Raw genomic sequence first — 14663 nt, 5'->3', positions numbered from 1 at the left:
GCTATCGCTAGACAGGATTGGCCTTCAACAGCTCCTGAGCGTAGTCACAAAAATATGGAGTCCCGGCAAAAAACGGAGTTGCCGGCATCCGGACATGGAAGGAGGTGAGCGGAAATATAGCACTATCGAAAAATTGGAAACGAGCCCCTGCCCCCATTATGATGGCATAGGCAGCAGCGATGTCCCAAATTTTTACGCGATAATCGATCACACCATCGAGCAATCCGTTAGCGATATACGAAGTGCTCAAAGCCGAACTACCTAAGCAACGAACACGATGAGTTTTCAGAAGAGGCTGTAGGTAACCCAGCTGAGCTGCGGTTAAAGGGAAATGTAGCCCGATCGTAGTCTTATGGTCGAGGGTTTTGGAACAAAGATCGATGCGCACTTTTCGCTTCTTTTCTAGGTATCCGAACTCTGGGCCTCCTTCCATAATCAAGTCGCGTGACATGTCATAGATGATTCCGTAAACCGGGGTTCCTTCGAAGAGGAGCGCTAGGGCGATGCAGCACACTGGATAGCCCATCGCGAAGTTGTTGGTGCCGTCGATGGGATCAAGAATCCACGCAAAAGGTTGGTCTAAAGCGACTTCTTCATCCTCAGGATTTGCCTCTTCCGAACAGAAGACATCTTTAGGAAAATCAGCGCGCAGTGTCGCGATCACTTTTTCAGAGATAGCAAAATCAGCGAAAGTGACCCGAGAATTATCCTCTTTCCATTCACTCGCGACCCGGCCCAATTGATCCTTAAAAAAACTTACCTGAGCTTCGACGGCCACGCGCCCCGCATTGATACGGTGCCGCAATTCCTTTTCATGATTCTTTCGCATTTTAGAATGCTCCTAAGTATCGATCTGCGAAATCAAAACTCAAATAAAAGAATCTCCGTTTTATACGTGGAGCGAGGCAGTATCGAAATAGAAGATAATTACCCGCGGTGTTCTTTTACCAAAGAATAGAAGTCTCTAAACAGTGCGTCCGCATCGCTCGGTCCGGGTGCCGCTTCAGGATGGTATTGTACCGAAAACACGGGGAGGTCCTTATGGCGAATGCCTTCAACGGTTTCGTCGTTCAGATTGATCTCAGTGACGATTGCCCCGACGCGCTCGAGTTCTTCTTTTGAAGAAGCAAAACCATGATTTTGAGAAGTGATCGAAACACGGCCTGTTTCGACATTCTTGACCGGCTGGTTGCCGCCACGATGCCCGAACTTGAGTTTGAAAGTCTTTGCTCCCATCGCATGGGTCAGGATTTGATGGCCCATGCAGATTCCAAAAGTGGGGTAGTGCTCAATCAAACTTTTCACCGTTTGATGTGCATAAGAAACCACTGATGGATCTCCGGGTCCGTTGCTGAGAAAGAGACAGTCGGGCTTTACCTCCTTTACGGCGTCTGCGCTTGCATTTGCCGGAAAGACGTGGACGTCGAAGCCGTGCAGTTTCAATCGCTTAAAGATAGACTTTTTGGCACCCAAATCGAAGGCAGCGACCTTGAATCGTTGGGTGATGGGCTCCATAGCGTTCAGAGATGTGCCCGGCACGGAAAATACCGTACTTTCTTCACCCTCTGGATCAAATTCGTAGGGCGCATCACAAGTCACTTTTGATACATAGTCCGAGCCTACTAACCCCTCCCAGCTGCGTGCGCGCTCCACCGCCTCCTCGACTGAAATTTCCGCTGTTGATAGGCAGCATTTGAGCGCTCCGGCCATGCGCAATTTTTTCGTTATGGCGCGCGTGTCCAAACCTTCAATCCCTGGAATGCCATGCTCAGCTAAATAAGAGTCTAAGTCCTGCTGGCTACGCCAATTACTGATGCAGGGTGACAATTCTCGGATGACAAAGCCTTTCACCTGAGGATGAGAAGACTCTGGGTCCTCAAGATTGATACCATAGTTTCCGATCTGCGAAGCGGTCATGGTCACGATCTGACCGTGGTATGAAGGGTCAGTAAGGACTTCTTGATAACCCGTCATGCTGGTATTAAAGCAGGCTTCCCCTACAGTAGTCGTTTCGGCGCCAAAGCCGCGGCCACGGAAAACCGTGCCATCTTCAAAAGCGAGGATGCTAGATTCGTACATTAACTCTTTGCTACCGGCTCGCTTTTTTCCCGCAAATCAAAACTGATGGAATCGCCCATGCCATCGATCAGGCGATGGAGCGCATCTGGGTTGCGCCAATAAAAAACATCGCGGCACATTTTGCGAAAATCGACAAGACCCGCCATCCGTAGCACTTTCAAGTGATGCGAAATACTGGGTTGTGGGGCTCCTAGTGTATCGGCCAGCTGAGAAACATTATTACCCCGTGTGCAATTTGCTTCATCTGGAAGCTGCGCAAGAATCCGTCGCCGCATCGGATCTGATAGCGCTTTTAGGCCTTCACTAATTTTTTCGCATTGCACTCCTTCGTTCTGGCGAATCCATTGACAAATGTAAATACATCAATACTCGCTAAAAGCTTTATTGGTTTATTCCAACGATTGACGCATATGTATCCTCAAGACGCTCACGAATCATGGTTTAGCGGGCAAGGCCATTGGTCTCACGTGCCGGAGAAAGATTGGAAGCGCTGGAGGTGGCAGCTTCAGAACCGGATCACCTCAGTCGACCAATTGGAGAATTATCTCGAGCTGACTCCTGAAGAACGCGCTGGATGTTATTTTTCAAACAGCAAGCTGGCTCTCGCGATCACCCCTTATTTCTTCAACCTCATCGACGTCAACGACCCCGACTGTCCCATCCGCCGCCAAGTCATTCCTCGCGATGGCGAGATGAAGACATCACCCGAAGAGCTGCTTGATCCGGTGGGTGAAGATAATACGAAGCCAGTCGAAGGTATTATTCACAGATATCCTGATCGCGTGCTCTTTCTCGTTACTGATCGCTGCGCTTCATATTGCCGTTATTGCACGCGCAGCCGCCTCGTTTCGAATGCTCAAGACTATAATTTCCATCCTGAGTTTGAAGAGGGATTGCGCTACATAGAGACCCATCCGCAGATCCGTGATGTGCTGTTATCCGGCGGAGATCCTTTGCTGCTCAATGAGAAGAAACTCGATTACCTCCTGGGTTGTTTACGTGCGATAAAGCACATCGAGTTTATTCGTATCGGTTCACGTATTCCGGTTTTCATGCCCCAGCGCATTACTCCAGAGCTGTGTGAGGTCTTTCGCAAACACGGCCCGATTTGGATGAGTATTCATGTCAATCATCCCCGTGAGTGTACTGAGGAGCTTCGTTCAGCCTGCGAACGTCTTACTTGTGAAGGAGGCGTCCCGTTGGGCAATCAGTCTGTTTTGTTGCGCGGAGTCAACGATGACGGCGATACGATGCGCTCGCTAGTCCATCGTTTGCTCATGATGCGAGTTCGGCCTTACTATCTTTACCAGTGTGATCTGATCACAGGTTCCCGCCATTTGCGCGCGGATGTGCGCAAGGGTATCGAAATCATCAAACATCTTCGTGGTCACACATCTGGCTATGGTATCCCTCAATTTGTTATCGATGCTCCAGGTGGCGGTGGGAAAATTCCGATTAACCCTGAGTATGTCCAGGAAGTCCGAGAAGATCGGATTATAATGCGTAATTTTCAAGGTGAGCGTTACGAGTATCCGATCATCAACGATACGATCGCCCAAGTTACCGATCCTGAAGCGGCTTTGGCATTTGTGGACTAGAGCAATCGGTCAGCGGCGAACTGCGGAACTAGACAAATTACATCAACCCACTGGGAGATAAAATGCGAAGGTGGCGCCTTGACCCACTTCACTGTGCACAGAGATTTCACCCCCCATCAACTTCACATACTCTCGGCATATAGCCAGGCCCAAGCCAGTTCCTTTTGCAGCTTGGGAAAGATCACAGTCATGGCCTTGGTTGTAGGGTTGAAAAATGGTCTTTTGGTCATCTTCAGAAATGCCGCAACCTGAATCGCTGACAGAGAAGTGAAGGGTGTTGGCGATGTCATCGTGGTAGCAGGAGAGTCGAATTTCGCCGATCCTAGTAAACTTTACTGCATTACCGACAAGGTTTGATATAACTTGGTGGAGACGCACCCGATCGACATTTACGGTTTCCGGCATGGGATCTTTTATATCCCATTCTAACCGAATACCTTTTACTTCACAGGCCATGGTGAAAGTTCCCATTACTGGGTCTGTAATATCGAAAATGCTCACGGGCTCGCGTCGTAGCTCAAGTTGCCCTGCTTCGGCCTTACCATGTTCTAGAAGGTTATCGATCAGGCTCATCAAATTACCAATAGCGACGTCGATTAAATCCAGGCTATCGAGTTGTTCCTGACCCATACAGTCTTCGCGCAGCAGTTGCACGCCTCCACGGATACCGTTCATTGGTGTCTTAATCTCGTGAGTGAGGGTGTTGAGAAACTGATGTTTTTGCCAAAAGGCCTGTTCAAGCGCCTGAGTTTTCCCCTTTAGGTCTCGGGTCAGATTGAAGCGATCCATGGCGGCCCAGATGCTACGATGCAGGGCCGCAGCTGTATCTTCACCCTTGATCATGTAGTCTTGTGCTCCACGACGGATGGCATCGCGGGCGAGGCGCTCATGTGCCATATCAGTGAGTATGATCAACGGCAGTTTAGCAGAAATTTCCTCGATCTCTTTCAGGACCGGTTCGGTGTGCTCTTCAGCGGCCATGTTGAGATCGAAAAAAACGAGATCCCAGGGTCGTTGTTCGATCATCCGGCGTGCTTTGTCGAGGCTCTGAGTCCAGTGGAACTCAAAATCGCAACTGTGCGTGGGAGGTAACAGGTGACGCAGGTGTTGAAAATTAGACTCGTTACTTTCGATCACGAGGACCTCGGTAATCGCTTCCACAGTTCCTGGAGGAAACTCAGCTTCGGGTGCATATTGAATCGCCCAAGCTGGTGAACTGCCTCTGAATGCGGGCATTTCACGCGTATCTGCCTCTACGGCCGGTTGAGTTTTTCCTGTGCTATTCAAGAAACGAGTGGTTGATCGGATCGATTCTGGACCTTTGTAGGGTCGACGAGCGCAACTCAATCTTAAGGAAACTAAAGAATTATAGCCACTTTGCTCAGGACTTGTGCTGGAGGCATCAATGGTTCAGGGTTTCTACATGAGTATGTCGCATGTAGAAGTCGATTTGAAGGATCAGATGACTGAGCTGGCTAAACAAGCCCGCTCGGCTGCCTTGAAGCTGGCTGTGCTCCCGACCGAGACAAAAAACGCGATCTTAAGGACTCTGGCTGACCTCATTGAACAGCATGCGGACGGCCTCAAAATAGCCAACAACCAAGATATCGACTATGCCAAGGGCGCCAATCTGTCTGCATCTTTGATTGATCGGCTCGAGCTAAACGACAAACGCATTGCGACCATGGTAGATGGTGTCCGGCAGGTCGTTAGTTTGGAAGATCCCGTTGGCGAAGTCATCGAAAGTGTCAATCACCCCAACGGCATGAAGATAGACAAAGTGCGCGTGCCCATAGGCGTCATTGGAATCATCTACGAGTCGCGTCCTAACGTTACGGTCGATTGTGCCATTCTTTGTCTGAAATCAGGTAATGCTGCCATCTTACGTGGTGGAAAAGAGGCATTCCACTCGAACGCGTTTCTCAACGAGCTTATTAACCGAGCGCTCAAAGCACACGGTCAGGATACCGCTATGGTTCAGCTGGTCCCGACTACCGACCGCCAGGCTATGCAACACCTGCTCAAGCTCGATGAATATATCCACTGCATCATTCCTCGTGGTGGTGACGGGCTTATCCGCTATGTGGCCGAAAACTCGACCATCCCGGTCATAAAACATTTCCAAGGTATCTGTAATCTTTTCATTGACCAGGCAGCTGATCCAGAGATGGCAATCAAGATTGCCATCAATGCCAAGGTTCAGAAGCCCAGTGCGTGCAACGCGATCGAGAATATTTTTATTCATGCCGAGATCGCGAAAACCCTGCTGCCTCAGCTCTGTAAGGCTCTCCAAGATGAAGATGTTGAACTCCGGGTCGATGGCGCTGCGGTGGCTATTCTTCTACGTGCCTCGGGCATCAAATTTTCACCTGCTGAAGAGCAGGATCTTTACACGGAATATCTCGACAAGATCGTTACGATAAAAGTCGTGAATTCAATCAAGGAGGCGGTATCTCACGTCAACCGCTACGGCTCAGCTCATTCTGATGCTATCGTGACCGAAGATGCTGCTGCTGCCGAGCTTTTCCTCAATGGAGTCGATTCGGCTACAGTCTATTGGAACGTATCGACACGATTTACGGACGGTTATGCCTTCGGTCTGGGTGCAGAAATCGGGATCTCCACGGATCGTTTACATGCTCGTGGTCCCATGGGCCTAAAAGAGCTATGCACTTATAAATACCAGATTATCGGCCAAGGGCAGATTACCGACTAGGGCAACGTGTCGGGTTAGTTGCCGGAGACTCAAAGTTGAGGCGTAGCTGCCTCTATAGATACAGCTGTATCTTTTTTAACCAGCATCTTTTCTGGTGTATTTACGACCTCAGCTAAAGAGCCACTCTCAAGCGCAACCCAGTCGCGGGTGATGCGCAGTGCTTCTCGAAGGTAGATATCAAAGTCGGGAAGATCCTCGACCTCCTCTTCTTCCTCGATTTGGGCGACTTCTTCTGACTCAGACTTTTCTTCGTTATCAGCTTGTTCATCCTCGGCGCGAATTTCGGCGATATCCTTTTCAAACTGCTCGGCAAGGGCATCTTGTTCCTCCTGGATTTTGAGCAGAATTTCGCTTTTTGAGAAATTGTATTCTGCCAGTCTCCGTAGCTCTTCATCCATCTCATCGCGCAGTTCGCTGTTTTGTTTGCGCTCTGAAATGCGCTGCTCGAGATTCAGTGACACGAGTTCTTTCTTTCGTTCGCGTTTGAACCATTCGATGTATCCACGGATATAATCGAACTCCGGCAAGAGCTCCTGGCGCTCAGTACTGCGCTCAAGGAGCATGGAGCGGATATCGGTATTGAGCCAAGAAATGTCAGGAAACTCGTCTGTGCGCATACCCCATCGAACTGGTTCGATCGTGTCCCAAGGTAGGGCATTGTCATGGTCGGACTCGCCGATGGGAAGGAGCGTATTTATCGTAGGCATATCGATATCAGACGATACACCGAGGTGCTGGGTAGAGGATCCGTTAGGAAGATAGAATTTTTGGATAGTGATTTTGGCTGCGCCTGTGTTTTCAGCTGTGAGTTGGGAAAGTAAAGAACGGTTAGGCATTTCAAAAATTGCCTGCACGGTGCCCTTCCCATGCGTGTTTTCATCGCCTACGATAATCGCTCGGTCATGAGCCTGAAGTGCCCCTGCGACGATTTCGGACGCTGAAGCGCTGTAACGCGAAACAAGGACCGATAATGGACCCCTCCAAACATAAGATGAGTCTTCATCGAAGCGGTCGCGCGTATTTTCCAGTGTATCGCGCACGCGCACGACGGGTCCTTCTGGGATGAATAGGCCGGTCAGGCTGATCGCTTCAGAGAGTAGGCCTCCACCATTACGCCTCAAATCGAGGACCAGCCCTTGGACTGACATGGTAGTGGAAAGTTTTCCGATGAGCTCCTCGACGTCGGCAGTCGTGCTGTTCACTTCTGCGCCCTCTCCGCCGTAAAATGAGGGAAGATCTACCACACCCACCGCAACGGTCTGTTCGCCCATAGGAACTTCATGGATCTCTGCACTGGCGAGGTTTGCAGTGAGTTTAATCTCGTCGCGGACGAGGGAGATAATCCTCTCTTCTGCGCTTTCTGGATTCGGTCGTATCTTTAGGCGTACCAGTGTTCTGCGCTCACCTTTAATGAGTTTTACGATCTTCTTGAGATTCATGTCGATGACATCGACGAAATTGCCCTCGCGTCCTTGCCCCACACCGACAATGACGTCTCCAGAGGCTAATTCACGACTGCGTTCAGCGGGACCTCCGGGGAGGAGTTCTCGGATGGTGCAGTATCCATCCTCATCAAATAGCAGGGCACCGATGCCGACGAATGAGTTGCGCATCGACATCGCGAAGTCCTCCATCGTGTCTGCTGACATAAAGGTGGAGTGCGGGTCGTAGAGATGAGTCAACGCGGTGATGTAGGTTTCTTGGACGGAGTGACTGTCGATTTCGAGAAGACTTTCACGCCAACGCTGATAGCGGCGTTTCAGTTTATCCACAGCTTCTGGAAGAGCTTTATCCAGGGCTGTTACACCGGCCTGGATAAGAGCCTCCTCGCTGGCTTCGTCATCGAGCTCATCTTTGGCTTCCATGACATCGGGAAGCACTTCATTAAGTAGTTCGTAGGTGAGGCGACGTTCCCAGATCGTGTTGGCATCCTCATTCGAGAGAGGCCAGCCTTCTTCCTCACGATCGGGGCGATACGACTCAGCTGAGGTGAAATTAAAAGGAGAATCGAGACGTGTTTCGATCCAACGAATGCGTTCTAGAGCGTTCTCGCGGAAGCGATTGAAGATTTCAAAAGCTGGATAGAGGTCACCTCGACGCAACCAACCGCGCATGCTATTAGCAAAGCGGATCGAAAATTCATCCACATCCTCCTGTAGAAAGTAGAGGTGGTTGGTGTCGAGATCCGCCATGTAGCTGGTGATAAAAGTCTCATAGTCCAGCTCTGAAATGGCTCGTTGAGTGTAATGGGCGCGTTCGACCATGCCCACGACCCACTGCGTTTCCCGCCGCATCATGGTGGTTGCTTTGAGCGGCTCTGCCGGCTTGAGTTCTTCTTGCTCCGTGTCCGCGTTTTGCCCAAACGCGCCGGAATAAACACCGATAAAGAGAACGGTGAGTATCCAGCTACAGCGAGTGATTCGATGGATATATGCGGTCATGATAAAAAGTTGATTGGGTGTATTTCGGGAATGGCTGGTCAACGGCGTTGCATGGTGCTCGCCTTTTTTTCCAAAACGGCCCGTTCGTCCGCAGTGAGGGCTCCCATGCCATCCTTTGAGATTTTCTCTAGGATGCGATCTACCTCCTTTTCGAAGTCGCCTTTGTTTTCCACATTCACGACTTGTTTACTGGGGCGGTAAGAAAATTTTGATTTGGGTGGAGCAGACTCTGCAGCATCACGGAAGCCTTTGGGACGCCATGTTTCGCTAGTAGACTTCTTCCCGAAACTGGGCAGCCCGAATGCGAATTCGCCACCGAGGGCAAAGCGAAAGAAAAGAAAACCTGCAATCGCGCCGCCTAGGTGAGCTGAATGCGCTATGGAGCTACCGGCTGTTGCTCCAGGGAGTTCTCGGGTCAATAACAGGAAGCAATCGATTCCGACAGTGATCCACAGAATCCATTTGGCGCGGACTGTTACTGGGAGGACCAAAAACAGCATAAATGTAATAGGGCGCTCGTAGTGGAGCAAACAGTAGGTGACCAAAATTCCAACAGCTGCGGCTGAAGCCCCCAGGACGATCGAGTCCTCCCGTTGAAAGTTGACCAATAAAAATCCCACAGCTCCGGCCACGATCGATTGAATCGTCAGCATCGTCACTGCCTTTTCTCCAATGTCCCGTTGGAGAGCAGTGCCAATCATGACTATGATTAGCAAATTAAACAGGATATGCAGCAAGCCGCCATGCAGTAGGGAATAACTGAATAAAGTCCAAATTTTGAAATTGAGAATATTTTCTATTCCGAGTGCCAACCAATCATAGACGAATCGCCTTACTGCTGACCCAGAAAACATCACTTCTGCCAGGCTCTGCACAACAAATACCGCTACACAGAGGATCGCAAAGACCACTAAAAAACCCAGCTTTTGCGGGCGGTAGGGAGATTGCATATAAGGACGGTCGTGAATCATTGAGCGCGTGTGTAATCGATACCCTACTCGATAAAGCAAAAATATCTAGCTGTTAATCATCGGGTTGATTGCAGCGATATTGAGCATCTACAAAAGGGAAGCTGAAAAGACACCATGTATTCGGATTTGAGCCGCTATTTTTCAAAAAGCTCAACGACTTCGTCTTCAGGCAGTTCAAACACCGTATTGCCTGCTCGGCCGGTCATCGTTTCGGCTGCAAACAAGGCATTGATGATTGCTTCTTCCGTAGCCTGGATTGTTGCGTCGAATACGGGATCGATTGAGCCATTATTGATAGCCGATAAGGTATGATAGCTAGACCCTGGATCACTCCATGCACCTTGGTTGGCAGTAGAAAATGCGATAAATATGTCGCCGGATGAGTTTTTACCTGTTCCGCCGGTCTGACCCACGCCCAGGCTGACGCGCTGAGCCACCCGCTCGAGTTGGTGGGGTAGCAGGGGGACATCCGTCGCCACTATGGCGATAATGGAGTTGCCCTCGGGCTCGGTCTGAGCTGGTGCGCCACGCTTTGGAAGCGGCGCACGTCCTTCTGGCAGTAATTTGCCTACTGGAATGCCACGTAGCGTAAAATCTCGGCGACGGCCGAAGTTCGCCTGGACCAAAACACCGAGTGTGTACTCGGTGCCCTCTATCTCAAAAACGCGCGAGCTGCTTCCGATGCCGCCCTTAAATCGAAAGCATACCATACCCGTTCCACCACCGACGTTACCTTGAGAAACGGGTCCCGAGCTGGCTGTGTCGAGTGCTTCAATTGCGTGCTGAGGACGTACGTGCAGGCCATTGATATCGTTGAGAAAACCGTCCCAGGTCTCCGCGATAGCTGGGAGGGCGGCGAGGCCCCCGTCATGGTAAGCGCGTTCACGCATCCACAGAATGGTGCCCTCATGCACCGCACCAATGCTGTGTGTATTGGTAATCATGATCGGGCCTTCCAGAAATCCGCTTTCTTTAATCCAGTGCGCTCCTGTCATTTCGCCATTGCCGTTGAGCGCATGGATACCCGCGAAAACCGGGTCGTGTGTTGTGCCTCTTGGTAGTAGTGCCGTAACTCCGGAGCGCGCTAGAGGGGTGCCGTTGTCCTGATCTTTGATCACCTGAGTATGGCCGACTGTGACCCCGTTCACGTCGGTGATGGCGTTGTGTGGACCGGGATTTCCAGGAAAATCAATGCCGCTCTCCCGGGGAGTCTCAGCGAAAATGACGGAAGAAACAAAAATCAGTAGGGCAGGGCGCAAAGGAGTCATACCCTATGAGGAAGGCAGGATGCGCTGTGCGTCAATCACTGGGGTAGCTCCAGCATGAGACACCACGCTATCCGTTAGGCGCATTCCGAGGTCGAGAGATGCAGGAGGTGTATAACCGTGTAGCACGTCAAAAAGATATCCTGCAATTAGGGCGTCGCCCGCACCGATGGTATCGAAATTCCTAGCTTCGAGATTCTTAAGCGCGCGCGATCCGCGTAGGTCTGAGCCGACCGCTGAGTAAATGCTGACGTCATTCAGTCCGAGTTGAACCAGATGAACACACACGTTGAGCGGTGCAACGCCCAAGTATTCTCTACCCTCAATGACGTCCCAGAGTATTTCGCCAAACGCTACACAGGCCATTCAACTAATCTTCACTCATGGGTGTCGGTCGCTTCAATAGTTTCTTCTGATGCCAGCTCACTTGTTCCCAGCGTCGGCTTGAACGAGCCCATGTAGGCAGCGATTAAACCCAGGGCAAGGGTCATGAAAAACCATGCCTTATTGAGCGCAGGCTTCCGGTTGATGAGGGCGATGCTGCCTCCCAGGACGAGGAAGATGGCCATCTTTGCGAGAAACCAGAAATCACCGTGCGAATAACCGAGGCGTGCGTGCATGCCAAAGCCGCCCAGCAAAATTAAAAACAGCCCGATCCCGCTCATCATTCCGCCAAACTTGCGTAGCGCTTTGTCTTCACTGCCTAGAGCAGCTCGAAAGATCAGGCCTCCATAACCTAAATACACCAGAAAAATCCCGGCGAAGTGAAGGAGGTTGTAGACTTTGATCATGATGTAGTCTGGCATGGTATGCTTGTGTAATAGTCTTTTAGGGTTTCTCGAGCAAAAGGACATTCGATGTTTCTGCAGAGGGACGTTATGGAGATGTTTAGGTTCTTGTGACTTTGACTAATCCTTCCCGTTCTAAATTCTCGATAAGGCTGAAATAGTGCGTGGGGAGTGTAGCTATTATTAAGCCGTAATGAAGAGCGATTGACGTGATATTAGGAGACTGAAGCTCGGCTCAATTTCTATCGGTTTGGGAGCTCGAAGCGTGATGGGAATGAATGCCTCATCCCTTGACTGTATCGGCCCTCAAGTCTCTAAAGTCTCTTCCAGCATCCTGAGGACGTCTCAGACAAGTATCATTCAACCACTATACGCTATGAACGACCCTATCGATCTCACGAACCTCCATGTTATCTCCTTTTTTGCCACGATTCTTCTCGGGCTCTTTAAGGGCGAAGTCACACATATTCTTGCGAGCATTGCCCTTTTCTTCTCAAGACATACCAGAGTTGGCGACAAGATCCAAATCCAGGGCTCCAACGGCATCTGGAATGATGTAGAGATTGTCGGTATCAGCGTTTACATTCCGATTATCAAAACCAATGGCGGTGTCCACATCCGTCAGTCTAGCGGTGCCAGCATCTATACCGAAACCCTCAGCCTAGATGCTTGGAAGGAGATCCGGAAACGCAGGCTGTCAGCTTGATGTAGCCACGCGGTCCAGCTGGCGCTCAATACACGTCGCGCTGGTAGCGTTTTTCTTTCTGTAGGGCTTTGACGTAGGCCTCGGCGTCTTCGCGTGATTTTCCGCTTTCTTGAGCTACGACGTCGATGAGGGTGTTGTGGACGTCTTTAGCCATGCGGCTCGCATCGCCGCAGACGTAAAAGTACGCGCCTTCTTCAAGCCAGGCGTAGAGGTCTTTCGCCCGTTCCTGCATCCTGTGCTGGACATAGACTTTTTGGGCGGTGTCCCGAGAGAAAGCCAAGTCAATCTTGGTGAGATCTCCGGATTTGAAATAATCTTGCCATTCTAGCTGGTAGAGGAAGTCGGTGGCGAAATGTTGATCGCCGAAGAACAGCCAGCTCTTGCCTTGAGCTCCGATGGCGGCCCGTTCTTCGATAAATGCGCGGAAGGGAGCAATCCCAGTGCCGGGCCCGACCATAATGATGGGGGTATCGGTGTCTTCGGGGAGGAAGAAATTCTTATTTGTATGGATGTAGGTGGGGACGTTGATCGCGTCGCCACAGCGGTCGGCTAAATAGGTAGAACAAATTCCCCCACGGAGGCGTTCTCCCGTCTGGTAGCGCACCACGCCAACGGTCAGATGCACCTCATCTGGATGTGCTTTCAGGCTGGATGCGATCGAATAAAGACGTGGAGTGAGGCCGCGAAGAAGCTCCATCATTTGAGGGAGTTCTAGCGTTGATTTAGCAGGATAATCCTGGATGAGGTCAGGAATTTCTCGTCCCCACATATAGTTATCCAGCTTTTCGGCATCGTTGAGCAAAGCGTCGAGATCGCTGTTGCCCGCCGCTTTGGCATATTTTTTCGCGAACGTCTTGCTGAGCGTGCGGATGTCGAAATCGGTTACGAGCTGATCGCCTAAGGGTGATCCGTTCCACGAGTCTTCTGCCTTCAAGCCAGTCGCTTTCAAGAAATCTTCGATGAGCTCGGGAGCATTTGTAGGCACTACTCCCAAGGCATCGCCTGGTTTGTAGGTTAAGCCCGAACCTTCCAGCCCGAGTTCGACATGGATTGTTTCTTTAGCACTGCCGGCCCCATTGAGATTCACCCGTTCGAGGACGGGTGATGGGAAGGGGTTCTTTTTGGTATATTCAACGGCTGGTGACGCAACTGTGGTGGTAGTCGCAACTGCTGTCACAGGTGCGGCACCGGCCCCCAGTGCTTTCTCGATGGCCCCCAGCCAGTCTTCAAAGGGTTTATCAAATTCGACGTCACTATCGACGCGATCGCTGAGGCGTTGTGCGCCTAGGGCAACGAAGCGGGAATCGAGATCTTTGCCGCACTGGCAAAATTTCTCATAAGAGGTGTCGCCCAGGCCGAGGACTGAAAAGCGTGTATGCTCCATTTTGGCTACGTCTTCGGCCATGAGTGCATCAAAAAAAGGTTCGGCATCTGCGGGTGGATCACCATCGCCCCAGGTTGAACAGATAGTCAGCAACACTTCTTCTTTAGGCAGCAGGGCTACATCGTAGTCGGCCATGTTGACTACCTTGGGTTTGTAGCCAGCTCCTTTAAGTCGCTTGCTTGTTTGGTCTGCCAAGCTCTCTGAGTTACCAGATTCGGTGCCGTAGAGAACGGTGACCTTGGGCTTGGTCGCGGGTGCGGTAGCAACAGGTGCCACTGAGGTAGACAAGCCCGCGAGGTATGCGCTGAGCCAGGATTGCTGCTCGGGAGAGAGGGTGGCAATCAAGCCTTCGACGGATTGTTTTTGCTGAGGGCTGAACGGTGCGTGATCAGGAAGCATGATAAGAAAATAGCCGAAAACCCTGATTTTGTAGACCCTTGATGGCAAGGATTTTGTGGTGCTGATGAGGCTGTGAAGGAGAATTTATAGGTTCAATCGATGGATGCTCTAAGACTTGTCCTTTTTGGCTCGTTTTATGTCTCGACAAAAATACCCAGTCGAAAGACATGAATTACCCAAAGAAATTTCACAGCCATCCCATAAGACCTGATGGCGGAGATCAAACCTGAGTATTGATGGGCTGTAGCGGTTGATCGTGTCTATTGGTCAAAATTGAAAAATAGCGGTTTTGACCATGATAAGCCCTATGCTGTCT

At 50.7% G+C, this 14663-nt stretch carries 13 protein-coding genes; 3 read left to right on the top strand and 10 right to left on the bottom strand.

Annotated elements, in window-relative coordinates:
• Nucleotides 1-7: 7 nt before the first annotated feature.
• From HRU10_04405 to HRU10_04395, 3 genes are all read right to left on the bottom strand, one after another.
• The gene (locus HRU10_04405) at nt 8-829 is read right to left on the bottom strand and encodes an inositol monophosphatase (GenBank protein ID NRA26474.1); all 822 of its coding nucleotides are present in this window, start codon (nt 827-829) and stop codon (nt 8-10) included.
• Between the two features lie 98 nt (nt 830-927).
• The gene (gene carA, locus HRU10_04400) at nt 928-2079 is read right to left on the bottom strand and encodes a glutamine-hydrolyzing carbamoyl-phosphate synthase small subunit (GenBank protein ID NRA26473.1); all 1152 of its coding nucleotides are present in this window, start codon (nt 2077-2079) and stop codon (nt 928-930) included.
• A complete protein-coding gene (locus HRU10_04395) occupies nt 2079-2354 on the bottom strand; it encodes a helix-turn-helix transcriptional regulator (protein NRA26472.1) in 276 nt (91 codons plus the stop codon). Before HRU10_04395 ends, carA begins: the two co-directional genes overlap by 1 nt.
• Nucleotides 2355-2489: 135 nt before the next feature.
• Here HRU10_04395 and HRU10_04390 point away from each other — a divergent pair, with 135 nt between their 5' ends.
• Nucleotides 2490-3677: a KamA family radical SAM protein gene (locus HRU10_04390; protein ID NRA26471.1), complete on the top strand. Its 1188-nt coding sequence runs from the start codon at nt 2490-2492 to the stop codon at nt 3675-3677.
• A gap of 42 nt (nt 3678-3719) precedes the next feature.
• Here the strand turns inward: HRU10_04390 and HRU10_04385 are convergent, their stop codons facing one another.
• Nucleotides 3720-4913 (bottom strand): response regulator, encoded by a 1194-nt coding sequence (locus HRU10_04385; GenBank protein NRA26470.1) that lies wholly within the window; start codon nt 4911-4913, stop codon nt 3720-3722.
• Nucleotides 4914-5106: 193 nt separating this feature from the next.
• Between HRU10_04385 and HRU10_04380 the strand changes: the two genes are divergently transcribed.
• Nucleotides 5107-6393: a glutamate-5-semialdehyde dehydrogenase gene (locus HRU10_04380; protein ID NRA26469.1), complete on the top strand. Its 1287-nt coding sequence runs from the start codon at nt 5107-5109 to the stop codon at nt 6391-6393.
• 29 nt (nt 6394-6422) lie between these two features.
• Here HRU10_04380 and HRU10_04375 read toward each other — a convergent pair whose 3' ends face one another.
• The 5 genes from HRU10_04375 to HRU10_04355 all read right to left on the bottom strand — a co-directional run bounded on the left by HRU10_04375 (nt 6423) and on the right by HRU10_04355 (nt 11876).
• On the bottom strand, nt 6423-8834 hold the full coding sequence (locus tag HRU10_04375) for a carboxy terminal-processing peptidase (protein ID NRA26468.1): 2412 nt from the start codon (nt 8832-8834) through the stop codon (nt 6423-6425).
• A gap of 38 nt (nt 8835-8872) precedes the next feature.
• Nucleotides 8873-9784: a rhomboid family intramembrane serine protease gene (locus HRU10_04370; protein NRA26467.1), complete on the bottom strand. Its 912-nt coding sequence runs from the start codon at nt 9782-9784 to the stop codon at nt 8873-8875.
• A 155-nt stretch (nt 9785-9939) separates the two neighbouring features.
• Nucleotides 9940-11073 carry a P1 family peptidase gene (locus HRU10_04365; GenBank protein ID NRA26466.1) on the bottom strand — a complete coding sequence of 378 codons (1134 nt, stop codon included), beginning with the start codon at nt 11071-11073 and terminating at the stop codon, nt 9940-9942.
• Nucleotides 11074-11076: 3 nt separating this feature from the next.
• Nucleotides 11077-11436 carry a hypothetical protein gene (locus HRU10_04360; GenBank protein NRA26465.1) on the bottom strand — a complete coding sequence of 120 codons (360 nt, stop codon included), beginning with the start codon at nt 11434-11436 and terminating at the stop codon, nt 11077-11079.
• 11 nt (nt 11437-11447) lie between these two features.
• Nucleotides 11448-11876, bottom strand: coding sequence for a hypothetical protein (locus HRU10_04355; protein NRA26464.1), 429 nt, complete (start codon nt 11874-11876; stop codon nt 11448-11450).
• Between the two features lie 358 nt (nt 11877-12234).
• Here HRU10_04355 and HRU10_04350 point away from each other — a divergent pair, with 358 nt between their 5' ends.
• Nucleotides 12235-12564: a hypothetical protein gene (locus HRU10_04350; protein NRA26463.1), complete on the top strand. Its 330-nt coding sequence runs from the start codon at nt 12235-12237 to the stop codon at nt 12562-12564.
• Between the two features lie 25 nt (nt 12565-12589).
• Here HRU10_04350 and HRU10_04345 read toward each other — a convergent pair whose 3' ends face one another.
• Nucleotides 12590-14347, bottom strand: coding sequence for an assimilatory sulfite reductase (NADPH) flavoprotein subunit (locus HRU10_04345; protein ID NRA26462.1), 1758 nt, complete (start codon nt 14345-14347; stop codon nt 12590-12592).
• Nucleotides 14348-14663 lie beyond the last annotated feature (316 nt).

The sequence above is a fragment of the Opitutales bacterium genome, assembly GCA_013215165.1.
Taxonomy (GTDB): domain Bacteria; phylum Verrucomicrobiota; class Verrucomicrobiia; order Opitutales; family JABSRG01; genus JABSRG01.
The sequence above is the reverse complement of the archived record's forward strand: the minus strand, read 5'-3'. Positions and strand labels throughout refer to the sequence as shown.